Origin of the sequence: Haloarcula sp. NS06, from assembly GCF_051122755.1 — an archaeon.
Taxonomy (GTDB): domain Archaea; phylum Halobacteriota; class Halobacteria; order Halobacteriales; family Haloarculaceae; genus Haloarcula.
The window spans coordinates 363,275-385,578 of record NZ_CP184846.1 but is presented as its reverse complement, the minus strand read 5'-3'; the positions used below and the strand labels follow the sequence as shown (position 1 = coordinate 385,578).

General features: G+C 59.8%; 23 protein-coding genes and 1 pseudogene. 12 read left to right on the top strand and 12 right to left on the bottom strand.

What is annotated here, in order from left to right:
- The first annotated feature begins 119 nt into the window (after positions 1-119).
- Positions 120-878, top strand: coding sequence for a creatininase family protein (locus ACODNH_RS23410; RefSeq protein ID WP_306710611.1), 759 nt, complete (start codon positions 120-122; stop codon positions 876-878).
- A gap of 194 nt (positions 879-1,072) precedes the next feature.
- On the opposite strand, the gene ACODNH_RS23405 is transcribed toward ACODNH_RS23410, so the two are convergent.
- The 4 genes from ACODNH_RS23405 to ACODNH_RS23390 are packed head-to-tail and all read right to left on the bottom strand — an operon-like array spanning position 1,073 to position 4,800.
- Positions 1,073-1,552, bottom strand: coding sequence for a metal-dependent hydrolase (locus tag ACODNH_RS23405; RefSeq protein ID WP_306710613.1), 480 nt, complete (start codon positions 1,550-1,552; stop codon positions 1,073-1,075).
- Positions 1,553-1,577: 25 nt separating this feature from the next.
- Positions 1,578-2,351 (bottom strand): CDP-alcohol phosphatidyltransferase family protein, encoded by a 774-nt coding sequence (locus tag ACODNH_RS23400; protein WP_434531816.1) that lies wholly within the window; start codon positions 2,349-2,351, stop codon positions 1,578-1,580.
- A gap of 45 nt (positions 2,352-2,396) precedes the next feature.
- Positions 2,397-2,780 (bottom strand): DUF7475 family protein, encoded by a 384-nt coding sequence (locus ACODNH_RS23395; protein WP_306711216.1) that lies wholly within the window; start codon positions 2,778-2,780, stop codon positions 2,397-2,399.
- A gap of 49 nt (positions 2,781-2,829) precedes the next feature.
- Positions 2,830-4,800 carry an aldo/keto reductase gene (locus tag ACODNH_RS23390; protein WP_434531815.1) on the bottom strand — a complete coding sequence of 657 codons (1,971 nt, stop codon included), beginning with the start codon at positions 4,798-4,800 and terminating at the stop codon, positions 2,830-2,832.
- A gap of 89 nt (positions 4,801-4,889) precedes the next feature.
- Between ACODNH_RS23390 and ACODNH_RS23385 the strand changes: the two are divergent.
- The 6 genes and pseudogenes from ACODNH_RS23385 (at position 4,890) to ACODNH_RS23360 (ending at position 10,066) form a co-directional block, all read left to right on the top strand.
- Positions 4,890-5,760, top strand: a pseudogene (locus ACODNH_RS23385) (hypothetical protein).
- A gap of 135 nt (positions 5,761-5,895) precedes the next feature.
- Positions 5,896-6,876 carry an oxidoreductase gene (locus ACODNH_RS23380; RefSeq protein ID WP_434531814.1) on the top strand — a complete coding sequence of 327 codons (981 nt, stop codon included), beginning with the start codon at positions 5,896-5,898 and terminating at the stop codon, positions 6,874-6,876.
- Between the two features lie 39 nt (positions 6,877-6,915).
- Complete coding sequence (locus ACODNH_RS23375; RefSeq protein WP_306710625.1) at positions 6,916-7,293, top strand: 6-pyruvoyl trahydropterin synthase family protein; 378 nt, start codon at positions 6,916-6,918, stop codon at positions 7,291-7,293.
- Complete coding sequence (locus ACODNH_RS23370; protein WP_434531813.1) at positions 7,290-8,357, top strand: glycosyltransferase family 4 protein; 1,068 nt, start codon at positions 7,290-7,292, stop codon at positions 8,355-8,357. Before ACODNH_RS23375 ends, ACODNH_RS23370 begins: the two co-directional genes overlap by 4 nt.
- Complete coding sequence (locus ACODNH_RS23365; protein WP_434531812.1) at positions 8,354-9,250, top strand: class I SAM-dependent methyltransferase; 897 nt, start codon at positions 8,354-8,356, stop codon at positions 9,248-9,250. Before ACODNH_RS23370 ends, ACODNH_RS23365 begins: the two co-directional genes overlap by 4 nt.
- Positions 9,251-9,307: 57 nt before the next feature.
- Positions 9,308-10,066: a GTP cyclohydrolase III gene (locus tag ACODNH_RS23360; RefSeq protein WP_306710633.1), complete on the top strand. Its 759-nt coding sequence runs from the start codon at positions 9,308-9,310 to the stop codon at positions 10,064-10,066.
- Positions 10,067-10,374: 308 nt separating this feature from the next.
- On the opposite strand, the gene ACODNH_RS23355 is transcribed toward ACODNH_RS23360, so the two are convergent.
- A complete protein-coding gene (locus ACODNH_RS23355) occupies positions 10,375-10,818 on the bottom strand; it encodes a MaoC family dehydratase (RefSeq protein ID WP_306710635.1) in 444 nt (147 codons plus the stop codon).
- Positions 10,819-10,974: 156 nt separating this feature from the next.
- Between ACODNH_RS23355 and ACODNH_RS23350 the strand changes: the two genes are divergently transcribed.
- From ACODNH_RS23350 to ACODNH_RS23340, 3 genes are all read left to right on the top strand, one after another.
- Entirely contained in the window at positions 10,975-11,325 is a 351-nt protein-coding gene (locus ACODNH_RS23350; protein WP_434531811.1) for a hypothetical protein, read from the top strand.
- 301 nt (positions 11,326-11,626) lie between these two features.
- Positions 11,627-12,535: a DUF7139 domain-containing protein gene (locus ACODNH_RS23345; protein WP_306711218.1), complete on the top strand. Its 909-nt coding sequence runs from the start codon at positions 11,627-11,629 to the stop codon at positions 12,533-12,535.
- Between the two features lie 165 nt (positions 12,536-12,700).
- Positions 12,701-13,729: a hypothetical protein gene (locus ACODNH_RS23340; protein ID WP_165897456.1), complete on the top strand. Its 1,029-nt coding sequence runs from the start codon at positions 12,701-12,703 to the stop codon at positions 13,727-13,729.
- Positions 13,730-13,819: 90 nt separating this feature from the next.
- On the opposite strand, the gene ACODNH_RS23335 is transcribed toward ACODNH_RS23340, so the two are convergent.
- Positions 13,820-14,293 carry a hypothetical protein gene (locus tag ACODNH_RS23335; protein WP_434531810.1) on the bottom strand — a complete coding sequence of 158 codons (474 nt, stop codon included), beginning with the start codon at positions 14,291-14,293 and terminating at the stop codon, positions 13,820-13,822.
- A 93-nt stretch (positions 14,294-14,386) separates the two neighbouring features.
- Here ACODNH_RS23335 and ACODNH_RS23330 point away from each other — a divergent pair, with 93 nt between their 5' ends.
- Positions 14,387-15,076 (top strand): hypothetical protein, encoded by a 690-nt coding sequence (locus ACODNH_RS23330; protein ID WP_434531809.1) that lies wholly within the window; start codon positions 14,387-14,389, stop codon positions 15,074-15,076.
- A 52-nt stretch (positions 15,077-15,128) separates the two neighbouring features.
- Here ACODNH_RS23330 and ACODNH_RS23325 read toward each other — a convergent pair whose 3' ends face one another.
- Entirely contained in the window at positions 15,129-15,902 is a 774-nt protein-coding gene (locus tag ACODNH_RS23325; RefSeq protein WP_434531908.1) for a DUF7093 family protein, read from the bottom strand.
- A gap of 298 nt (positions 15,903-16,200) precedes the next feature.
- Here ACODNH_RS23325 and ACODNH_RS23320 point away from each other — a divergent pair, with 298 nt between their 5' ends.
- Positions 16,201-16,902 carry an endonuclease III domain-containing protein gene (locus ACODNH_RS23320; RefSeq protein WP_434531808.1) on the top strand — a complete coding sequence of 234 codons (702 nt, stop codon included), beginning with the start codon at positions 16,201-16,203 and terminating at the stop codon, positions 16,900-16,902.
- A 211-nt stretch (positions 16,903-17,113) separates the two neighbouring features.
- On the opposite strand, the gene ACODNH_RS23315 is transcribed toward ACODNH_RS23320, so the two are convergent.
- From ACODNH_RS23315 to urtB, 5 genes are all read right to left on the bottom strand, one after another.
- Positions 17,114-18,529, bottom strand: a complete 1,416-nt coding sequence (locus tag ACODNH_RS23315; protein WP_434531807.1) for a sodium-dependent transporter — start codon at positions 18,527-18,529, stop codon at positions 17,114-17,116.
- A gap of 176 nt (positions 18,530-18,705) precedes the next feature.
- Positions 18,706-19,404, bottom strand: a complete 699-nt coding sequence (locus ACODNH_RS23310) for an ABC transporter ATP-binding protein (protein WP_306710654.1) — start codon at positions 19,402-19,404, stop codon at positions 18,706-18,708.
- The gene (locus ACODNH_RS23305; protein ID WP_306710656.1) at positions 19,404-20,210 is read right to left on the bottom strand and encodes an ABC transporter ATP-binding protein; all 807 of its coding nucleotides are present in this window, start codon (positions 20,208-20,210) and stop codon (positions 19,404-19,406) included. Before ACODNH_RS23305 ends, ACODNH_RS23310 begins: the two co-directional genes overlap by 1 nt.
- Positions 20,210-21,364 carry an urea ABC transporter, permease protein UrtC gene (urtC, locus tag ACODNH_RS23300; RefSeq protein WP_306710658.1) on the bottom strand — a complete coding sequence of 385 codons (1,155 nt, stop codon included), beginning with the start codon at positions 21,362-21,364 and terminating at the stop codon, positions 20,210-20,212. The genes ACODNH_RS23305 and urtC overlap by 1 nt, the downstream gene beginning before the upstream one ends.
- The gene (gene urtB / locus ACODNH_RS23295; RefSeq protein WP_306710660.1) at positions 21,365-22,303 is read right to left on the bottom strand and encodes an urea ABC transporter, permease protein UrtB; all 939 of its coding nucleotides are present in this window, start codon (positions 22,301-22,303) and stop codon (positions 21,365-21,367) included.
- Between the last annotated feature and the right edge of the window lies 1 nt (position 22,304).

Here is a 22,304-nt window from a genome sequence, read left to right as displayed (position 1 = left end):
TGGCCCGACAGGACGAAAATCAGTACAAAGGGCAATCTAACGGTGGACCCGTACCCGCTGATGGGTAATCGTATGCAGGGTTCGGCAGGTATTTGGGTCAAGACAGATAACTGACAGCAATGTCTTCTCGCAGGTCAGTATGTCTTGAGGAACTGGCATGGCCAGAAATTGAGTCTGCACTCGAAAACGGAACACGGACAGTGATCGTAGCTGTCGGTTCGATCGAACAACACGGCCCACACCTGCCGCTGAATATGGATACGCTAGATGGGGATGAACTCTCGCGCCGAATGGCGGTCGAGATGGGCGATGCTCTTGCCGCTCCCACAATCCGCCCCGGATGCTCGGGACATCACATGGAGTTCCCTGGAACAATAACCGTTCCACCCGAGACATTGATGGATGTCATCCGATCGTACTGCAGGTCACTCGATACCCACGGCTTCGAACACATCGTGCTTGTCCCGACCCACGGTGGGAACTTCGGGCCGGTCAAAACCGTGGCACCAGACATCGCACGTGACCTCGAAGCCGCAGTAATTCCGCTCGCTGACCTCGATGACCACATGCAGTTGCTGAATGAGGGACTCAGCAAGGCCGGTATCGAGTACGAGCAGGATGTTATTCACGCCGGGGCCGCCGAAACAGCGATTGTACTAGCTATCGATGAGGGACTCATCAGGACGGAGGCTATCGAACCCGGGCCCGAAGGTGATATTTCGCCGGCACGGTTGCTAAGCGAAGGGTTCAAATCAATCACAGAAAACGGTGTCCTCGGTGACCCGACAGCGGCAACCACCGAGGCCGGGAAAGTGATCATTCAAAACGTCGTCGAAGCGTACGTCGAGCAGGTCAAGGCCGAACGTAGTGCGACCTAACCGAATGCGTAGGCGTGCGGTCAGCCGTGTTGGACGGTAACTGCGGTGAGACGGGATGCCGACGGCACAGCAACTCTCAGTTGCTTTGTTGTGTTGGCAGATGCTGACCCAGTCCGATAGTGTCGACCCTATCAGTGCAGCAGCGTTTCAGGGGCTGTAACTCCGTGTTGTAGTTACCAAAGCAACAGGGGCGTTCAATCGACCAAGTCCCACAAGCTAACACGGCCTCCTCGTGTAACGTGTCTGACGGCTAGGCCCGCGGTAGTGAACCAGAGCGCGACTTCGAGGAAGAACGACGGACTCCAGAGGTAGTACACGAAGAACGGCCTTGGTGAGAGCGACAGTGGGTCCGCCGGAATGACAACAGGCCAAAACAGAAAGACTGCGTCGCCGGCGCGGCCGTTGAGAACGACGTGGACAGTGTCGAGGAGGAGATGTAATACCCAGCCAGCTGCCACCGACAAGCCGGTCCGGCCTGAGAGAGCCAGCGGGAGCACCACGATGACGAGTAGCGCAGAGTGACCGATTGAATGATAGAGAGAGGTGACACCGACCGTTGCTAGCGGCTTGTCCACTACGTCCGGCACTGCGGTCCCGACCACAAGCCACAGCGGCGACAACCGCGACACCCGTCCCAGAAGCGCGGCCACGAGCAAGTGTGTCGGGAAGAGCATACAGAAGGGTAGGGACAGAGACGTATCAACGCTGCCGGTCGAACCACTCGCGGGGAAGGCGACCGCTGGCGACGAGGAAGTCTCGGAGGAACACCGCTAGCGACGGGGCGATGACGACCGGTGTGAGCTTGAAGACCAGTTCTGTCGGCGCCGTAGGGACGAGTGCGGCAGTAATGAACACCATCTGGACGCCGGCGAGATACTTCCCGAGGTCACTGTCAGGCCGCTCAAAGACGGGCCGGTTTTGGTATCGCCGCCAGCGAATACCGCCGACGTAGACGTAACGAGCAGCCGACAGTGAGAGGTACAAGGCGGGAAGCTGACCCCAAAGGACTGCGACAAGCGGTGCGACCACGAACCCGAAAGTGTCGAAAGCTATGTCCAACCGCGTGCCCAATCGGGTTTGCTTACCGACGGTTCGGGCAACGGTGCCATCAAGCTTATCCAGCACGACGCCAGCACCGTAGCAGGCCGCCGGAACCCAGACGAGATCGGTCGTCGCCGGCACCACGAGAAAGCCAGCGACGACAGCATAAAGCCCACCGCGAAGTAGCGTCACCGTGTTCGCGATCCCGAAGGTGTAGCGCCAAGGGTTACCGGCGGCCGGCGTGACACTGAGCTTTCGGCCGACGTACCAGAGCTGTCCGGCCCAGCAACAGCCTGCGACGACCGCCGGGTGGAACATCCAATGGGTCATCGCGTCTGCGGGAAACAGCACGCCGACAATGGCAGCGATAATGAACCCGCCGACAACCGAAAGTTCGACAGGGACCCCGCCGTCACCGTGTTTCTCGGCCATCGACACCTCCCGGCCGCCATTCATCCGCCGCTACAGTAGCACAGCTCATCGCAGCAGCGCAACGAGGACCGTCAGCAGGACAAGCTGTGCGACCTTGTCGACTGCCCCCAGTGTTCCAACATCAGCCGGGAACGATTTTGGCCCGGTGGCGAAGTTGACGTAGTACCACAACAGTATCTGGACGAGCGTGAACGGGACACCGACGGCGTAGACGAGTCGGCGTCGAATACCCAGGATAACCAGCACAATAGCGCCGAGAAACCCCAGCCCCGCGAGGATAAAGCTGATACCTATACCAGATGGGGCTAGCCTGACACCGAGCAGGAGGTGTATCGCGGCCGTGACCAGTGCCGCGACGACACCGATCCAGTGTCGGCTGTCTAGCGAAGCTACATCAAGTGAAGGTCCCTGTGTCTCCGTCGCGGCCATGGGTTTGATTCGACTTTCAGTCATATAACAACACTGCCAAATGTGTCGCTCACCGCTCGAAATCCGGCCGTTGAAGCCCGGTGATTCTGGTACAGGCCTCGGCGTCGAGTCGCTGTCCAGCGGCGTCTATGTTCTCGATGATATGAGATGGTGTCGTACTGGACGGAATTGGAACGACGCCCTGTGTGACGTTCCACGCCAGCACCGCTCCGGCTGGTGATAAGCCAAACGCCTCCGCGATATCCACCAGAACTTGTTCGTCAAGCAATCCGGGAGCCGACAGCGGCGAGTGTGCGACGACCCTAATGCCTCGCTCGTGACAGTACTCGACGAGGTCAGTCCGTGGCTGGTACGGATGGCACTCAACCTGGACGAGTGCCGGCCTGACAGTCCCGCTCTCGATGACCGTCTCCAGTTGGGGCTGCGAGACGTTACAGAGCCCGAGCGTGCGCGCCCAGCCCCGCTCGTGGAGGGTTTCCAGATTCGCCCAAGCTCGCTGGAGCGAGACCGAGTCGGTCTCGATGTCACCCGCGTCGTCCTCGGGGAAGGTCAATGCCTCCTGGCGCTCGATTGGTTTCTCGGCCAGTCGATCTAAGCGCCCGCTGTGAGCCCACGCCTCTGGCCAGTGTAATGCGTAGCAGTCGAACGCGTCGATGCCTAACTCGTCGAGACTGCCCCGACAGGCCGTAAGCATGTGCTCCTGACGATGGTTCGTGCGCCAGACTTTCCCGAGCAGGAACACCTGATGCCGGTCGGGCGCGCCCGGAGCGGCAAGGATACGGCCGATACGGTGTTCATTACCGTACAGTTCGGCGCTGTCGAGCAGTCGGTAGCCGGCATCGAGGGCCGCCGCAATGGAGTCCGCGCGGTCGACGTACGTTCCGTTGCGGTAGCGGGAACAGCCAAACCCGACGGCCGGGAGCCGAATCGCTGGCTCCTGGCTACTGTTCTGGTCTCTGTTCGGGGTGACTGTCGGTGCTGGCTGAGGGGCGGCCGCCACGCCGTAGTCGGACACGGACTCCGGCCCACTCGTCTCCGCAGTCGTCTCAATCGCATTACAGACCGCGACAACGTGGGCGCCACGGCGGCCCGTCTTCCGCGACGGAGAACCACGATTGACACTGGCCGCAAGCGACTCCACCGGGTCGAGATAGCGATACGGTTGTGTGGGGTGCTGGGCAGGCGCGTCGATGTATTCGCGGCCGACGCGACCATACTGAACGGCTGAGGGGCTGTCGGCCATTGCGCCGGTCCCGCGGAGATACAGCGATCCGTCGTCGCCGTGGAGTTCGAGCCCGTAGAACTCGCGACTCCGGTGTGGCGCGTAGAAACTCGCGGTTAGCCGCACGGTCAGACCGCCGCCAAACGCGAGCGTCGCCTCAATGTGGCTCGGGACGGACGGCCGTTTTGCCTCCCGCTCGGGCCAGCTATCGAGTGCAGTTGCGGACCGGACAGATTCGACGGGGCCGAACCACGAGATCAGCAGCGCGAGCGGATAGACACCGCCGTCGTAGAGCGGCCCGATAGAGAGAAACGGATCGGGCCGGTCGTGCCAATCTGTCACGCGGCCGACGTGAGCGTGGGCGTATCCTAGCTGGACGGGACCCATACGACCGTCGGCGAGCAGTCGTCCAGCACGACGCTGTGACGGCCCCTGGGGCGTGCCCGGGGCACAACCAAGCGCCAGATTCCGGTCCCGGGCCAGCGCAAGCAAATCGGCGGCGGCCGCCTCTCCCAGTGCCAACGGTTTCTGCGAGTATACGTGTCGCCCTGCTTCGAGTCCCGTTCGGGTCACCGATGCGTGGGCGGCGTGGTTCGTCAGGTTCACCACCAGCGGGGCGTCGACGGCGGTGAGCGCGGTGTCGAGGTCGGTGAACGCCGGACAGTCGTGTTCCGCGGCGAGTGCCTTCGCCCGGTCCGCCTCGAGGTCGCAGACGCCCGCCAGCGAGAGCGGGCCGTCTGCCAGCTCTGCCGCGTACTCCGCCGCGATACTGCCCGCACCGACGAACAGACAGTGCACACTCCGATAGAGGCGTCCTCACATATATATCATATCGACAGTGGGGTTTTAGTCGCCGCCGCCGAATGCCAGACGTGACAGAACCGGGGATGAGCCGGCTGGGGACGGCGTACTTGCGCGCGTTGCAGGCACTGGGCCGGCGGATTCCGTACGGAACGAACGTCTACGAGCGCGAGTGGGACGTACTCGTCGTCCTCGACGCCTGTCGAGCAGACCTGCTACGGACGGTTGCCCCCGATATCGAGTTGTTCGATGCCGTGTCGACGGTCCGCTCGGTTGGGAGTTCATCCTCAGAGTGGCTCGAAAACACGTTTCTCGGTCATCCGGAGACAGCCCACACCGTCATGGTCACCGGTAACACGTGGACGGACCGGTATCTCGATGCCGACGCCTTCGCCGCGCTGGACGAGGTCTGGAAGTACGCGCTGGGACGATGATTTGAACACCGTCCCGGCCGAGGCTATTACAGACCGGGCCATCGCGCAAACCCGGTGTCTGGACCCCAAATGGTTGGTCGTTCACTACATGCAGCCACATCACCCGTTTATCCCCGACCCGCTTGACAGCGACGGCGGGCTGGCCCGCACTGGAAGCCACAGTAACACGGCGAATCCGTGGGTTGCGCTCCGCCGCGGCGAAGTCTCGCCGGAGCGCGTCTGGAACGCCTACGAAGCAAACCTGCGGTACGTCCTTCGGGAAGTCGAAGCACTCGTCAAAAACGTCGACGGCCGAATCGCCGTCACCGCAGACCACGGTAATCTCTTCGGGGAGTGGGGGCTGTACGGCCATCCGATGCACACGCCAGTCCCGGCGCTACTGGCCGTGCCGTGGGCTGAGACGAGCGGCGTCAATCACGGCCAGCGCGAGCCCGAACTGACGCCACCCGAGCCACTCCCGGTTTCGCGTGTCTACGGTGCTGCGAGTGACAGGGACCGACTCGACTCACTTGGATACTTATAATTCTTGCTGAGATACCTTTTAGTCCGAGAAAGCCTGGGTTGAAGACGTGCATCCCCGGAGCCGTCGCCGCGTTCGAGCTGGGTCGCACCGAACCATCGGCACCGGTTCACACTCACGCCGCCAGGAGCCAGTATAATGCCCGCCAAAGCGCTGTACTTTACTGGCTCGGAATCAGTCAGGGTCGACGAAGAGACGGTGCCCGACCCTGGTCCCACAGAGGTCCGTGTCCGGACAGAATTGTCGGGCATCAGTCCCGGAACAGAGCTGCTGGTGTACCGCGGTGAGGTCGATTCGGAGCTTACGACTGACGAAACAATCGACGCCCTCGACGGCACATTCTCGTATCCCCTGCAGTACGGCTACGCTGCGGTCGGCTGTGTCACCGCCGTCGGGGAGACGGTTGACGACGACTGGCTTGACCGGCGCGTGTTCGCGTTCAACCCACACCAAAGCCACTTTCTCGCCGAACCGTCGTCGCTCATCCCCACGACGTTACCACCGGAACAAGCAGTGTTCATCCCGAATGTCGAAGCGGCGGTCAACTTCGTGATGGATGCCCGACCGCGTATCGGCGCTCGGGTGGTCGTCTTCGGCCAAGGGCCGGTCGGACTATTGACGACCGGGCTCCTAGCCGAGTTTCCGCTGTCGTCGCTCGTAACAGTCGACCCCTGTGCTGGCCGCCGTCGACTCTCGGAAGCGCTCGGTGCAGACCGGTCGGTCTCCCCAAGGAATCTCGGTGACGCCGATGCTGACATCACCTTCGAGCTCTCGGGGAACCCCACCGCACTCGACAGGGCGGTCGACGCCACTGGCTATGCAGGCCAAGTCATCGTCGGGTCGTGGTACGGCTCGAAGGACGTCTCACTCGACCTCGGGCACCACTTCCATCGGAGCCACATCCGCTTTCGCAGCAGTCAGGTGAGCCGAATCGACCCGGACCACGCGGACCGCTGGGACAAGGACCGCCGACTGGACGTTGTTCGGTCGTGGTTGAGTGACACCGACCTCTCAGCGCTGCTGACACACGAAATCGACATCGAACGTGCGGCCGACGCGTATCAACTCCTAGAGAACCGGCCAGATGACGCAGTCCAGGTCGTGTTGACGTACAGCTGACACCCGAAATTTAGGTTTGCCCCGACCGTTTGTGCAGGCATGTACGCGACGACAGTGCGGACCGAGTTCGTGGCACAGCACTACCTCACTGTCCCAAACCCGGGCCTCGAAGGTGACCCACACTCACACCACTACAGAGTTGAGCTGTGTTTCCGGGGCCCCGAACTCAACGAGTTCGATTACATCGTTGACATCGACGATGCCGACACAGCCCTGTCGTCACTCGCCGGCCGGTACCGGGACACGATGCTCAACGAACTCCCGGAGTTCAAGGGGTACAACCCCAGCGTCGAACGGTTCGCCCGGGTCATCTTCGAACGTGTCATGGAGCATGTCACCGACGAGACAGTCACCGAACTGTCAGTCACCATTTGGGAGGACGACGAGGCTGCTGCAAGTTACGACGCTGCCGTATGAGGGTCGGACTGACGCTGTACGGGAGCCTCGACGAGCAGTCGGGCGGGTTTCGGTACGATAGAAAACTCGTCGAGGGACTTCGTGACGCCGGAGACACCGTCGAGTGTATCCAGCTCCCCTGGCGTGACTACCACAGAGGACTCCTCGACAACGGGTCGCGCAAGCTCCGCCGGCAACTGGACGTCGACGTCGACGTCATGTTGCAAGACGAACTCGCCCATCCGTCGCTCGTCCGCACGAACCGTGCCCTCTCGTACCCGATCGTCAGCATCGTCCATCACCTGCGGGCGAGCGAGTCGCGCCGACTCGCGCCGCTGTACCGAGCAGTCGAGCGACGCTATCTCGGGACTGTTCGGGGCGTCGTCTGTAACAGTACTACGACCCGAGGCGTCGTGACCGACTTGGGCGTCAACCCCAACAACACCGTCGTTGCGCCGCCGGCCGGGGACCGGTTCGCCCCCGAAATCGACCGGTCGACAGTCGAGCAACGGGCCACCACCGAGCCGCTACGAGTCGTTTTCGTCGGGAACGTCACGCCTCGAAAGGGACTGGATACGCTCGTCGACGGTGTAGCCAAGGCGGATGCCGACATCGAACTGACCATCGTTGGTCGCCCTGCCGACGCGGCCCATGTTACTGCGGTCCGGAACCGCGTCCGCGAACACGGTCTGGATGACCGCGTACAGTTCACGGGGCGACTCCCGGATGCCGAACTGGCGAGCACGCTCCAGTCGAGCCACGTTCTCGCAGTGCCGTCTCGATATGAGGGATTTGGCATCGTCTATCTGGAGGGGATGAGCTTCGGCCTCCCGGCACTCGCCACCCGGGCGGGCGGAGCAGCCGACATCATAACTGACGGCGAAACGGGGAAACTCATCGACCCCGACGATTCGGCAGCCGTCGCCCGCGGACTGGAGCGGTTCGCTACCGACCGGGACCGACTGGCCGAAATGGGGTGGGCCGCAAGACAGAGCTATGAGGCGCATCCAGACTGGGAGGCGACGGTAGCGCGTGTCCGCGGCCTGCTGTCCGACATCGTACAGCCCGCGGAGGTGCCGGCGTGACGGGGTCCTTCCAGCGGTATCTGCGGGCCAAGCAGACTATCGACGACCGCGCGCTGGACCGCCGGCTGATCGAAACCCTCCGCGAGCAGTTGGCGGCCCGGGCAGCCGACACTGACGGACCACTACGTGTCCTCGAAATCGGGGCTGGCATCGGCACGATGCTCGCTCGCTTCGTCGAGTGGGACGTGCTTCCTGCGGGCGATATCCGCTACACAGCGGTCGATATTCAGTCAGAGAACCTGGCCCACCTGCCCGACTATCTCCGTGACTGGACCGCCGACCGGCAGATATCAGTGGGAGACAGTCCACCCGTCCTGGAAGGCGAAAACCGACGGATTCGGATTGAGACGGTCCAGGCCGAAGCGGTTGCATACGCCGAAGCCGCCGACGGGGAGTACGACCTCCTCATCGGGGCCGCCCTGCTCGACATTCTCGACCGTGAAGAGCTGGCGACGCTACTCGAACCGCTTGCACCCGGTGGTCTGTACTACTTCCCGATCACGTTCGACGGCGCGACGCGTTTCCAGCCCAGCCATCCGGCCGACCGAGCGATCGAGGGTCACTATCACGACCACATGGACGCAAAACAGGGCGGAGACAGCCGCGCCGGCGGCACCGTGCTTGCCCGACTCCAGCGCCTCGACGGCACGACGCTCTCGGCGGTGGCCGGATCAGACTGGATCGTCCGGCCTATAGACGGAAGTTACCCGGCAGACGAAGCCTACTTTCTCCGCTACATTCTCGATACAATCGGAGATGCAGTCGATGAGGTGACAGGTAACGACTTCGAGGACCTTGAGACCTGGCTGGCACGCCGGCGAGAACAGGTCGCTGCAGCCGAATTACTGTATTACACACATCAGCTGGATTTCTTTGGGTGTATCGACTCGTAAACCGGTGCTACTGACTGATTTCCAAACACAAACATAGGTCAGTTCCTGAATACCTATGTGACAAATACGCAGGTAACTCTGGTTCAGATTGACAACTATGGCCCGTGGACAACAACGCCCGAACCACGCCGCGAGGTTGACCTCCAGACGTTACAGTCGCGTCTGTTCGCTGATGTCTCGCAGTTGGTTGGCAACATGGACGGGTACGCCTTCTTCGGCAGGTTCGACAACATGGTCGCCGTCACAAACGGCCTCGATGCGTCCGATCATATCCGCATCCAGGAGTCGTTAGGCAACCGCTATCCGGTGACGGTAAGCATGAGTCTCGAAGCCCGTTCCTCGCCCGTCCAAGCCCTAGGTACCGCCTCCCGTCGCCTCCAGGATACCGGAAGCGCTCAGGACAGTACCCGCCGGGAAGTCCTCCAGGGGGACCCCGCTACCAGTCGGAGTGACGATGATGTTCAGATTGCGCATTTCGATGTCAACGACGCCACAGGCAAGTACACTGACCGCCTCAACGAGTTCGATACTTTCATTCGCATCGAGCAGGGCTACGCGGAACTGATGCGATATCTCCGGGAAGCGCATGAGTCACTGGCATTCTTTGTTGGCGGCGACAACGTCATTGCCGTCTGTTCGGAGATGGGCGCATCGGCATATCGGGATACGATCACCCACGTTCGAGATACCGTAGATGTAGACCTGAAGGTCGGCGTCGGTCGGGCACGCACCGCCCAAACCGCGGGCATGACTGCAAAACACGAACTCGAACACTGTCGAGACACCGGTTCGGCCGTTGAACTCGGCTGGCAGTAGCGAATACGGGCACGTACCCGAACATAGACCGAATTCGGCTGAGTGCCATTGGGTGTGGAGAAGGAATGTCATATAAGTGGTACTCGGATGTGGTATACTCCTTTGCTACCTCAGGGGCGCATATTTGTATCTAAGCTTCCGCATACAGCCAGCATATCGATGTGAAAGGGTACACTCATCGACAGGTGCCCATACCGAGAGTTGTTTTTGTAGAAATGTTATTGAAGCAGATATCAATATGTAGCTGCCAACGAACGCCGCCAGTTCAACGAGTTACACACAGGAATGCAGACGGCTTGCGTGTGTCGTCACTCGTCGGTTTCGCGGCGGATCATGGCTGTCGCCTCGTATGAAATAACCAGTTCGTCGTCCTGATTCAGACCTTCGTAGCGGGCGGTGAGGTACCCCCGGCTCGGATCACTGTCAGAGGGACGTTTGTCGATGATTTCGGTTCGTAATCGTAGCGTATCACCGGGCTGGAGTGGCTGGTGCCAGCGGAGATTGTCGACGCCGACGCCAGCCTGTGTTGCCATGTCCTCGCTGGTCTCGACGTTGAGACGCATACAGATCGCGGCGGTCTGCCACCCGGAGGCGACTAGCCCGCCAAAGACTGAGTCCTTCGCTGCCTCCTCGTCGGTGTGGAACGGTTGTGGGTCGTATTTCTTGGCAAATTCGACGATCTCGGATTTCGACACAGTGTAGCCATCCGACTGTCGCACGTCGCCGACTGCGACATCCTCGTAAAATTGCATATAATTATGAAGATGATGGACAGATAAAAATCCGACGTGGTACAGCCGCTGGTAAAATCCGAGTTGCCGCGGTGAGATTGACGACACGGGATAGATGTATATCGTATATCCATCTTAAAATATATATTGTAGTTGTTACATAGATGCGATGTCGGTATGCCCTCCAGCAGTCTTGCACTCCTCTCGGCGACCAGTGAAGAGTGGCGTTTAGCACGCGAAGACCTCCACATCAGAAATGGCACTGACACCAAGCATGATATCCAGGTAAAAATATACGATGACGGGGAATGGTGTCATACAGCACACTATCACCTTCTGGCAGGCCAGTCGGGGTGCTCGGTCAGCTTGTTACAGGACGGCTGTTACAAGGTTAAGGCCGTTCTCGACGGACAGCACGAGTCAGTCACTGCCGTTACAGTCTCTGATGAGCCTGAACAGACCATCTTCATCCACATTCAGAACGACAGGCTCACCATTGAACAAGGAGTGACTCCCTCGAGTCACTGAACCGACTTGTCGCTTCGTCCTACTCGAAGTACTTCCGCGCTGAAGCGCGAGGAGTCCCACGGTGGGACAGGGGGTCCAGAAACGACCTGTTCTCGCGGGCATACTCCGCCCGTATACTTGTCGAACAGGCGTGGTACGAATCCCCAATTGTCAGCTTTATTCCCGCCGTGAAAGGCGGTTTCGCCTCGAGTTATCGTAACTAAGATTGAGTTAGCTCATCTTTAACACCCATCCGAACAAAATAACAAATTGAATGAGCCCTGCATCTACATCGAACAGGTCCCCTGAATCTGCCGATCCTGTGTCGGGCTATCGCGACAGGCTCAGGTCGATTTATCGCGATTATATCGGCGAACCGGATAAAGAGCGAGACATCTATATCGGGTTTGGCCTCTTTTTCGCAGGAGTCACCCTGGCCGTTGTCGGATTCGGCCTCTTTTTGTACAGTAACGCTCTGGAATCCGGGAGTACGCTGTACTGGCAGATCCGAGAGGTCGCACTCGTCGTCGGATTCATCGGACTGCCCTCCGTGCTATTGAGCGTCGTCGTGCTCCTCCCAGTGGGTTTGAAGACCCGAGTTATCAGTGCCGCTGGCACAGTGTTCTGTCTCGCTGCAACTGTGATTCTGGTTGACGTTTTTCCGTACGGGTGGACGACCAGTGAGGGAATCAACGGGAGCGTCTGGACGATCAGCGTCTACGCTACTGGCCTAGTTACACTTGTCGCTTCGACAGGAGCGGCACTGGTCGCACACTACCTCGAGCGCGCGACAACGCCAGCTGAGTCAGCCGAGCCGGTTGACTCGGCCGAGAGTGAGTCAGAGTCAGTCAGCAAAGCAGACGTAGACAGCGACATAGAGCAAGCGATGGAAGGGGCGGAGCTATCCTGGGGCGGCGTCGAACAACAGCCCAAGACCAAGCGGCTGAATCTGGATATGCCGGACACAGACTCCGACCTCGACCAGACGGCCATCGAGAACTCCGAGGCGACCACGACACGGGCCGACAGCAACGATGTTGACGACGCAGTAGATGGACTCAGGCAGTTGCAAGGTGGCCAATCAAAGACGGATCGAAGTACTGGAACCGAAGAGCAGGTCAACGCTCTTACCGAGTTCCGGAATGAGCAGGCCGAAGACGATGATGTGGAAACTGGTGTCGAAGAGCAAAAGGGCCTTATGAGCCGTCTTCAGTCATTGTTCTTCGAATAAACAGCTAATTGGTCCCTACGCCGTCTACTGTGGCAGTTTCGTTGGGTTGGTTTTACCATGTTAGTATCCCCCTACACTTTCTTCGCTCCAAAGTTGGTACGTAAGTTGTAATTTGTTCTATAGTATAGGCTAGTTTTTTCAACTTGGTGGGAGGAATACAACCGTATGCCCCAAGGTCTCGATGTCGGTACGATGAACCTCCTGTCTGCACGTCAAGATGGGAACGAGACAGTGTTCGTGCAGCAGCGGAACTCCTTTGTTGAAATTGACTACAGCGACATGGCCGAACAAATGCTGTCGAGAAGTGACGTTCTCCACATTCGCAAGGATGATCGGGTCTATATCGTTGGCGATGACGCTCTGAATTTCGCGAACATCTTCAGCGAGGAGACACGCCGACCGATGCAGGCCGGGATTCTCTCAAGCGACGAGCAATCAGCCATTCCGATGATTAAGCTCATTACTGAGCAGGTGGTTGGGCAACCGGAGTACCCGAATGAGCGTCTGTTTTTCTCAGTTCCTGCAGACCCCATCGACGCTGATGTTTCAACGCTGTATCATCAAAAGACGGTTGAGTCTCTCCTTACTGATATGGGATACAGCCCAGAGCCGATCAATGAGGGGATGGCCGTCATCTACTCGGAACTTGCAAATCGTGAGTTCACTGGTCTCGGCATCAGCTTTGGCGCTGGGATGACCAACGTTTGTCTGTCGTACTATGCAGTCCCCGTAATGAAGTTCTCCATCGCACGCGGTGGTGACTGGATCGACGAGCAAGCTGCACAGGCGACCGGCACGCCCGTCGATAAGGTTACTTCTGTCAAGGAAGAAGACTTCGCACTCAACTTTGAGACGGATGTCGGTGGTATCGAGGGGGCGCTGAGCATCTATTACGACAATCTCCTCGACTATGTCATCGAAAACATCATCAGTGAAGTTGATGAGGAGGACGTCGAGGAAGGATTGGATGTCCCGGTCGTTGTGACTGGCGGAACATCGAGTCCTGATGGCTTTGAAGAGTTGTTCGCCGAACGGATCAATGACTCCGAGATACCGTTCTCGATTAGCGATGTCCGCCAGGCCGAGAATCCACTGTATAGCGTTGCGCAGGGAGCACTCGTTGCAGCGCGGTCGGAAGAAGAGCGCGAAGGGCAAACCGAGCAGCCCGAAGAACCAGACGCCTCCGCTGAGTAACGGGTACTCCCGCATCGAAGCACTGCTCGCCGGCATCAACCAGTATCTTCGCTTGGTCCTCGTTCCAGATGACACAACTGACGTTGAATGTTACTCAGTTTCGTCTCCGTTTTCGTCGGCTTCAGTGTCCCCGTTTTGACTGTCCGCATCGTTCTCGTCAAAACTGGCTGTACCCTCCTCGCTTGATTCACTTTCGCTCTCGTCGATAACGCGGTTCAATTCGTCAGCAGCGTCCTGTCGGAACTTGTTAGCATCAGACCCCAGAGAGATGCCGACCGCAACACCAGCCTGTTCAAGCGAGAACTCTGGTCGGTCTGTGGATTCGTCACTCTCTGGAATCGGGACACTGGGTGTCCGGCCAGTATTCTCGGGTTTACCGGGGGTAGGATCAGGATGCTGGTTGAATCGGGCAAAGGCGAATTCCCAGGACTCTGGAGGGGATGCCTCGTTGTGATGAGACGTAGAGAGGTCTGCGAAGCCGCACGATTCACAGACAATCGCCGTCTGGTTACCGGTAGCAAGCGTATACGTGCTGAGGTCGGAGTCGCAGCGGGGACACCGCATATAAGATCATGCGTGTCTCTGCTATACAATGGTTCCGTCAGTTCTCCCCCTCTAGGGAACGAGTTATGAGTTGGGCGACCGATGTTGAAGCCAATGCCGGAGATCGAGATTACGGACACACAACAGGCGGATTTAACGGCGATTCAAGAGGACCTTGAAGACGCATTCATCAAGACATACGGTCATATTCGTACGCAAGATGTGGTTGACTACCTCCTCGATACATACACACCGCCGGAGCAGCTCGAAGGCGAGCAAGGCCTGAACCGTCCCGACTACGAGCGAATCGCCTCAGCTGAGTATCCGGAACTCCAGCGCATCGCATCTGAGGTGTCGGAGGTTCCCGGAAGCGGTATTGAAGCCGACGAGATGCGAGGGAAGCTGCTCTCGGCGCTCGGGACAAGTGAACTTGCGACTCGCCTTGCAGATGTCGAACCCGAGACGAAAGCGGACAAAGGTGATGAAGAAGCGGCTACTGGTCCAAATAACTCGGCGGATGCGCCCGGCGACGGACACGATAAGACACAAAGCGATACGTCGGGACAGGCTGGTCTAGCACCCGATACCGGCGAAACAGGTGATGCAACCGAGCCCAACGAGACGGCCAATAACGCCCCGGGAGACACCCTGTCGGTCGCTAACCGTTTGCTGACTGAACATGACGAAAAGTGGACTCGGTCAGATGAAACCGACGAACCATACGAAGTCACGCTCCCAGACGGTTCAACAGTGAGCGCACGGACGAAAGATGACGTACGAAAACTGCTGTTCCAGAACTATTGAGCGGACACTCATTGTAACACTACTATTCCACGGTGACCATCTCTCTATGGGGTCACGTCTCGTCGAAGGCTTGCGACTCGCCGTCGGATGTGTCCTCGAGGTAGCCGACTCGACACTGTGGACAGACATCGCCGGGAAAGTACGACGATTCACTCACAGGGAGTTCGAACTCACATCTTGGGCACCGATATGTGGGATCTGAGTCAGTTGTTGTACTCTCTAAGTCGTCCGCTGTGTGCAAACTCTCGTCTCGGCTGTTTTCAGTACTTGATTCTTCAGAAGTTTCAGACGACGGGTGCACAGTGTCTGAAGCATCGTCAATGATGACTGCATCATCGCTATTCGGCGGCGTAGAGTCATCATCTGGCTCTTGTGTCGCTGATTCAGACAGGATCACAGCATCGTCGGTCCGCTCCGGTGGTGTCGATGCGGTCACCGCCGTGGATGCATCACTCATTTCTGCATCCGAGGATGGGTCTGCGACCGTGTCCAGAGCCTCCGCCGTCGGTTCGGAAGCATCGGTCGATTCCGTTTCCGCCGCCTGACCCGTGTCTGTTGCCTCGGTCTTGCCCTCTGCATTCTCTCTCCGTCCCACTTGCCGCTCGGTTTCGGCTGTGTATTCGGCATCGTCCGACCGCTCGTCATTTGCTGTCGATTCCGCTATGTTGGATATCAAGCCTCGATTCTCAGAGATATGGCGGATATGTCCACATCGCTGGCAAGACCTGTATTCCCGAACGGTTAGAACAGTGCCGCGCTCGCCTTCATCGTACGACTCCTCTATTTTCGAATCTCCAAATTCATGTCCAAATAGTTCACAGCGCATCCCCATGCATGGCCATTTACTTCGTGTAGGTAAGAAGGTATTCACACTCAATGACACCTATATCTCGGTAGGCTCAGGCGAAGCCGTCTGTGATCGCTAAACGCAGTTGCTGATACTGACGGGGAACTTGCCCGGGTAGATAGCCCCGATAGCGATCTTGCTGCTCCCTGCTCACAGTCCAGTGAGTGGTATGGCTCCGTCGGAAGGCGTCTCAGGCAAAATATAGAGTCGGCGTGGACCGGCGCGGGTCCGAACAGGGGTCGGTGTCTTGAAGTCGGTCTGGGCCTTGGCAGGGAATATGTCGATGACTGAGGAGTGGGACGCCGCCGGTGTTCGTGACCTGCACGACGACCTCGTCTCGCTGCACGGCCCGGTCGAACGCACAAGCGACCACGGCGCCGACGCCAGCTCCGACCCTGGCGAGGGAGTTCGACAGTTGGTGACGACGATTCTCTCACAGAACGTAGCTGACGAGAACACACGCCGCGCTTCCGAGGCACTATTCACGGCATACGGCGACTTCGCGGCTATCGAAGCCGCAGACCACGACGAACTGGCCGACACCATCCGCGTCGCCGGGCTCCCTGACCAGAAGGCTGCCCGCATTCAGCGGGCGCTTGCGGCCATCCGCGAGGAAACCGGTGGAGCCTACTCGCTTGCCTTCCTCGACGCCATGCCTACCGACGAGGCGAAAGGCTGGCTCACCGATATCAAGGGCGTCGGCCCAAAGACCGCCAGCGTCGTCCTGAACTTCCACTTCGGGAAGCCGACAATGGCTGTCGACACCCACGTCGAGCGGGTCTCCAAGCGCTTTGGGCTGGTGACCGAGTCAGCAACCAACAAGCGCGCCCACGACGAGCTAGACGCACTCATTCCCGACGAGCTGACCTACCCGCTGCACGTCCTGCTGATTACCCACGGCCGGGAGTTCTGCTCAGCACGTAATCCCGACTGTGCTAACCCCGTCTGCGAGCGCTACTGCAGTTGCGAAGAGTGTTAGCGCCGGCCGACGGCACAGAATGTCGGAACACATTGTATGGGCTAGTTCTGATTTTCAACGGTAAGCTGGTGACAGAGAAAGTCATCGACTTGTGATCGGTTGGTGATTTTACCACCGTTTCAGGCGAGTGGGTCGAGGTTGTCGTGGCCCGTAGTCGTGCGTGAGACGGACACCGATTAGACGGCTTCTGGAGATGAACGAAATCAGGACGCTAGTGCGAACTCAGCCGGTCGCTCCGGCTTCCACTTCGAACGATGACAGCCAGCGCGACGGTGCCGATGACAGCGATAATCGCTCGGCCGCCGAGTCCCAGCGACATCCCGGCGAGCGACGCGAGCGTGTTTGTCAACAGGAACAGCACGACGACGGGGAGAATCCAGCTGACCGTCATGAGCCACGGCTTGGCTAGCCATTCAAAACGGTCAGTTCCAGCGCGGAACTCGGCCAGCGCTTCTCCGCGCAGCAGCCAGCCGACGATGACAGTGAACGCGAACAGCCCGACAGTCAACATCAGGTCTGCGAGCGTGCCGGAGACGAACTGGAAGACCGAACTCGTGAGCGCCAGCCCGCTCCCAGTTGCCGCAAGCAGGACCGAGACCAGCACCGTGGCCCGACGTCGTGGGACGCCGAAGCTGTCGACGAGCGTTGCCACCGGCGTCTCAAGCAGGCTGATACCGCTGGTCACCGCAGCCATCAGCACGGTTGCGAAGAACGCAGTCGCGACGAGTTCACCGCCCGGGAGCGTCGCAAATGCCGTCGCGAGCGCGACGAACAGCGCACCGGGGCCGCCCTGTCCGGGGTCGACACCCTGAGAAAACAGCAGCGGAATGACGACCAGTCCAGCGAGGACACCGATGAACGTGTTCGAGACTGCGATGACAAGTGTATCCCGCGGGAGCGATGCGTTGTCGTCGAGGTACGAGGCGTACGTCAGCATGACTCCGGCGCCGAGCGAGAGGGTGAACAGTGCCTGTCCCGCCGCTGGCCCGATGACGCTCAGGAAGTTCGCGGCGAGGTATTCGGCGTCGAAACTGAGATAGAACGCGTAGCCGGCGGCCGTCCCCGGTTGGGTGGCCGTCCACACGGCGAGGCCGAGCAGGATAATCACGACACCGGGGAGCATCACCTTCGAGACGCGTTCGATACCGTTGCTGATGCCGAAAAAGACGATGGCGGCAACGATACCGAGGAACAGCAGGTGAAAGGCGACCGCTTCGAGGCCGAAGCTCATTGCCCCGAAGTACTGCTGGGGCTGCGCGAAGTACGTCCCAACCGGCGAGACCAGTGTGTATCGGAGAATCCACCCGCCGACGACAGAGTAGAACGAGAGGATGACCAAGGTCGTCAGGACGTTGAACGCGCCCAGCCACGACCCCCAGCGGGAGCCGGTGAGCGAGCGCAACGCCGCGGTTGGTGTCTGCCGGCCACAGCGTCCGAGGACGAACTCAGCGAGCAGTCCCGGGACGCCGATGCCGACGACGACAAGCAGGTAGACGATGAGGAACGCGCTGCCACCGTTTCCGGCGGTCAGCCACGGGAACCGCCAGATGTTCCCCAGACCCGCCGCACCGCCGACGGCGGCAAGCACGAAACCGAGGTTCGATATCCATGAGTCACGATCGGACATTCGTGTACAGGTCTGTTCAGTGGGTACTCAAGTTCCTGTTGATTCGGTTGCTTGCGTGTAATCAGGAAGGAATTAGGTAGCCGACAGTCCAGCCCGCGTCCGAACTGCCGTCCGTCGTTCCACAGGCGACCGCCCGCAGGTGGGTGCCAGAGACGCGATACAGCTGAGAGTCCGTCTCAGACCGCGAGGTACTCCGCGATCGCGTCCTCGTCGGCAATCGTGGACGGGCCGAGTTCATCGACGACCGTGCCCCGCTCCATCGCGTAACAGCGGTCGGCCATCTCACGGATGACTCCGAGGTTCTGTTCGACGAACAGAATCGTTGTCCCGAGGTCATCGTTGATCGTCTGCATATCCTGGCTGATCTGGTCAACGATCGAGGGCTGGATGCCCTCGGACGGTTCATCGAGCAAGAGCAGATCGGGGTTCGACACCAGTGCGCGGCCGATGGCAAGCATCTGCTGTTGCCCGCCTGAGAGCGTCCCGGCCTCTTGACTGGCTCGTTCTTCAAGCACGGGGAAGTAGTCGTATATCTGGTCGTACAGCGTTTCGTCGCTGTCCGACCGGATGGTCTCGCCCATCTTGATGTTCTGTTCGACGGTTAGCTTGGGGAACACGTCCCGACCCTGCGGGATGTAGCCGATGCCGGCCCGGGCGCGTTCGTCGGCACTCGCGTGGGTCACGTCAGTGCCGTCGTAGCTGATAGTTCCCTCGCTTGGTTCCAGCAGTCCCATCACCGTTTTCAGGAGCGTCGTCTTGCCGACGCCGTTTTTCCCCATCACGCCGACGATTTCCCCCTCCTCGACGGAGAGATCCACGTCCCGCAGTATCGGTGTCGTGTCGTAGGCAGCGGAAACGTTGTCGAGTTCAAGCATCACGACTCACCTCCCAGATATATCCGCTGGACCGCCGGGTCGGATTCGATCTCTTCAATCGGCCCCTCGCGGAACACCTCGCCGTTGTGCAAGACGGTCACTTCTTCGGCGATGCTTGCGACGAAGTCGGTGTCGTGTTCGATGACGATGAAGGCAATCCCTTCCTCCTCGTTGAGCCGCCTGATCCGCTCAGCGATAGCTTCGCGCTCGGCCACGTCAAGTCCGGCAACCGGCTCGTCCAGCAGGAGCAGATCGGGTTCGAGCGCGGCGGCCATCCCGATTTCCAGCTGCTGTTGTTGGCCGTGTGAGAGCTGCGACGCAGCAACGTCCTCATAGCCGGTAAGGCCCGCAGCCTCAATGGCCTCGGCGACCAGCCGCCGTCGCTTCTCCCCGTCAGCGAACTGCTGGACGGGGAGCCTGACGTTCTCTCTGACACTCAGGTCACCGTATACGGACGGAACCTGAAATTTCATACTGATACCACGGGAGACCCGCTCGTGTGGGTCGAGGTCGGTGATGTCGTGGCCGTTGTAGTAGATACTGCCGTCACTCGCCTCGTAGGACCCGGTAATCAGGTTCAGCAGCGTCGACTTGCCTGCACCGTTTGGCCCGATGAGACAGCGGAGCTCTCCCTCGGCGACCGAGAAGTCCACGTCGTCGGTGGCAGTGAATCCGCCGAACTGCTTGACGAGCCCGTCGGTCTGTAGCAGTGTGTCGGTTCTGTCACCTGTTGCCAGTTCCGCGGCAGTCTGTCGAACATTCGGTCCGAGAGAGTCGATGTCGGATTCAGTTTCAGTATCACTCATTAGTCACTCACCTCACTCGGCGCGTCGGGTGCGTCGGCTCCGCTGGCTTCACCCGGGCTGAGTCGAGTTTCGACAATCTGATCGTGGAGCCACGGAACGAAGCCGCTCGGAAGGACCAGAATCGTCACCAGCAACAGAGTGCCAAGCAGGACCAGCGCCAGCTCTCCCGCCATCGAAATGCGGAGGTATTCGATGGCGAGCGTTGCGACGACGGCCCCAAGCAGGCTCTTTCGACCGCCGATACTCACCCAGATGACCGGCAGCGTCGCGAACAGCAGCGAAAACACGGTCGGGTCGATGTAGACGTTCCGTGCGGCGTACAGTACGCCGGACAGACCCGCCAGCGCTCCGCCGAGCGTGAACACGACGAACTTGACGCGGGTCACGTTGTAGCCGAACATCTCGGTGCGGTCCTCGTCCTCTCGGACGGCGACCATCACGCGCCCGTAGTCCGAGTTGACGAGGACCCGCAACCCGAGGTACGTCCCGACCAGCAGGAGGAGGACGAGGTAGTAGAACGGGCTGATCTCGAACGATCCGATTCCGATAACCCGCATCGGGAACGGGTTGTACATGAACTGGTAGGAAGCCCCCTCGACGCCAAGCGTCAACACCGGAATGTCCGGCATTCCGTTGAAGCCGCCAAGCGCCGCCTCGCCGATAGCCCACTCGGACCCGGCGGTCTGGGCCATGAACGTGTGCATGACTATCGTCGAGACGAGCGTGATGATAGTCACGTAGACATCCCGCACCCCGCCGTAGAACATGAAGTAGCCCAGTATCGCCGCGCTGAGGCCACCGCCGACGATACCGGCGACGACAGCGGCCGTGATACCGCCCGGAGTCGCATAGTTGATCGAGACGACACCGAACGTGTAGGCCCCGATGCCGAAGAATACGACCTGCCCGAAGCTCAGCACGCCCGAGTAGCCCCAGACGACTGACAGGGAAAGCCCCAGCAGCGCCAGCACCATGAACAGCGACAGCTGTGAGCCGTCACCGAAGGCCGGGTAGACGACAAGGGCCGCGACGGCGACGGCGAAGCCGACCCAGAACCCACGCGATTCCCCGATAGTGTTTGGCCCCTCGAACCGGCTGCGAAACCGACCCGGGAGCGACCTGTTCTCCTCGCCGTTTGCACTGTTTTTCGACATCTAGTCGCTCTCCTGTCTCCGTTTCCGCAGTTGTTCGATGAACCCGGTGATGCCGTCGGGGAGGAACCGGAGGGCGATGAGCGCAGCGACGAGCAACGCGATACGGCCGATGAACGTCCCGTAGAGGTTCGAGAACGTGGCCAGAATCGCCCCAAGAACGCCCCCCGACAGCGCGGTCCCGAGGACGACGCTCGGCCCCCCGACAACGACGGCGACGAACGCCTCAACTAGGAACTGGTCGCCCAGCGTCGGCTGCATCGTGATGACTGGTGCGAACAGCGCGCCCGTCAGCCCGGCCAACGCCGATCCGAACCCGAATGTTAGCATATACATCCGGTCGGTGTTGACGCCCATGGCCTGTGCCGTTTCCTTGTCCTGTATCGTCGCCCGGGCGCGCATCCCGAAGTCCGTCCGGGTGAACAGGTAGTAGGTAGCCAGGAGCAGCCCGATGCTGACGCCGGCCAGGACGATCCGGTACGTCGAGTACGAGAACGCCCCGTACGAGATTGCGCCGAACGGCGTCGCTATCTGGTCGATTGAGTTGCCAAAGCGAATTCGGGCCCCCTGGGTCAGTATCAGGCTGAGCCCGAACGTGGCGACCATCGAATCGGCCAGTCGGTCGTACAGCGGTTCGATGATATCGCGGCCCAGCGTCTGTTGACTGATGTAATTAGGCCAAGCTCCGGAGATAATCACCCGCTCGGTCAGAATCCCGAAGAGGCCGGTGACCAGACCGCCAACGAGCATCGCCACGACGAGCGGGAGGCCGAGTTGCGTCACGGCCAGCGTCGCGGTGTAGGCACCGATGAGGATGAACTCCCCATGTGCCAGATTAATGACGCCCATAATCCCGAAGATGATGGCCAACCCCGCCGCGGCAAGCACGATGAACGCGAAGCTATCGAGGAACTGAAGCGCGAGGTTGATCCCGTTTACCATC

Coding starts and splice junctions, on each gene's coding strand:
- ACODNH_RS23350 (WP_434531811.1), top strand. CDS start 10,975: ATGCCCTCCAGCAGTCTTGCACTCCTCTCGGCGACCAGTGAAGAGTGG.
- ACODNH_RS23315 (WP_434531807.1), bottom strand. CDS start 18,529: ATGTCCGATCGTGACTCATGGATATCGAACCTCGGTTTCGTGCTTGCC.
- ACODNH_RS23400 (WP_434531816.1), bottom strand. CDS start 2,351: ATGGCCGAGAAACACGGTGACGGCGGGGTCCCTGTCGAACTTTCGGTT.
- ACODNH_RS23305 (WP_306710656.1), bottom strand. CDS start 20,210: ATGAGTGATACTGAAACTGAATCCGACATCGACTCTCTCGGACCGAAT.
- urtC (WP_306710658.1), bottom strand. CDS start 21,364: ATGTCGAAAAACAGTGCAAACGGCGAGGAGAACAGGTCGCTCCCGGGT.
- ACODNH_RS23355 (WP_306710635.1), bottom strand. CDS start 10,818: ATGCAATTTTACGAGGATGTCGCAGTCGGCGACGTGCGACAGTCGGAT.
- ACODNH_RS23320 (WP_434531808.1), top strand. CDS start 16,201: ATGTCGATGACTGAGGAGTGGGACGCCGCCGGTGTTCGTGACCTGCAC.
- ACODNH_RS23405 (WP_306710613.1), bottom strand. CDS start 1,552: ATGCTCTTCCCGACACACTTGCTCGTGGCCGCGCTTCTGGGACGGGTG.
- ACODNH_RS23335 (WP_434531810.1), bottom strand. CDS start 14,293: ATGCGGTGTCCCCGCTGCGACTCCGACCTCAGCACGTATACGCTTGCT.
- urtB (WP_306710660.1), bottom strand. CDS start 22,303: ATGGTAAACGGGATCAACCTCGCGCTTCAGTTCCTCGATAGCTTCGCG.
- ACODNH_RS23410 (WP_306710611.1), top strand. CDS start 120: ATGTCTTCTCGCAGGTCAGTATGTCTTGAGGAACTGGCATGGCCAGAA.
- ACODNH_RS23340 (WP_165897456.1), top strand. CDS start 12,701: ATGCCCCAAGGTCTCGATGTCGGTACGATGAACCTCCTGTCTGCACGT.
- ACODNH_RS23395 (WP_306711216.1), bottom strand. CDS start 2,780: ATGGCCGCGACGGAGACACAGGGACCTTCACTTGATGTAGCTTCGCTA.
- ACODNH_RS23375 (WP_306710625.1), top strand. CDS start 6,916: ATGTACGCGACGACAGTGCGGACCGAGTTCGTGGCACAGCACTACCTC.
- ACODNH_RS23330 (WP_434531809.1), top strand. CDS start 14,387: ATGCCGGAGATCGAGATTACGGACACACAACAGGCGGATTTAACGGCG.
- ACODNH_RS23380 (WP_434531814.1), top strand. CDS start 5,896: ATGCCCGCCAAAGCGCTGTACTTTACTGGCTCGGAATCAGTCAGGGTC.
- ACODNH_RS23310 (WP_306710654.1), bottom strand. CDS start 19,404: ATGCTTGAACTCGACAACGTTTCCGCTGCCTACGACACGACACCGATA.
- ACODNH_RS23325 (WP_434531908.1), bottom strand. CDS start 15,902: ATGCGCTGTGAACTATTTGGACATGAATTTGGAGATTCGAAAATAGAG.
- ACODNH_RS23370 (WP_434531813.1), top strand. CDS start 7,290: ATGAGGGTCGGACTGACGCTGTACGGGAGCCTCGACGAGCAGTCGGGC.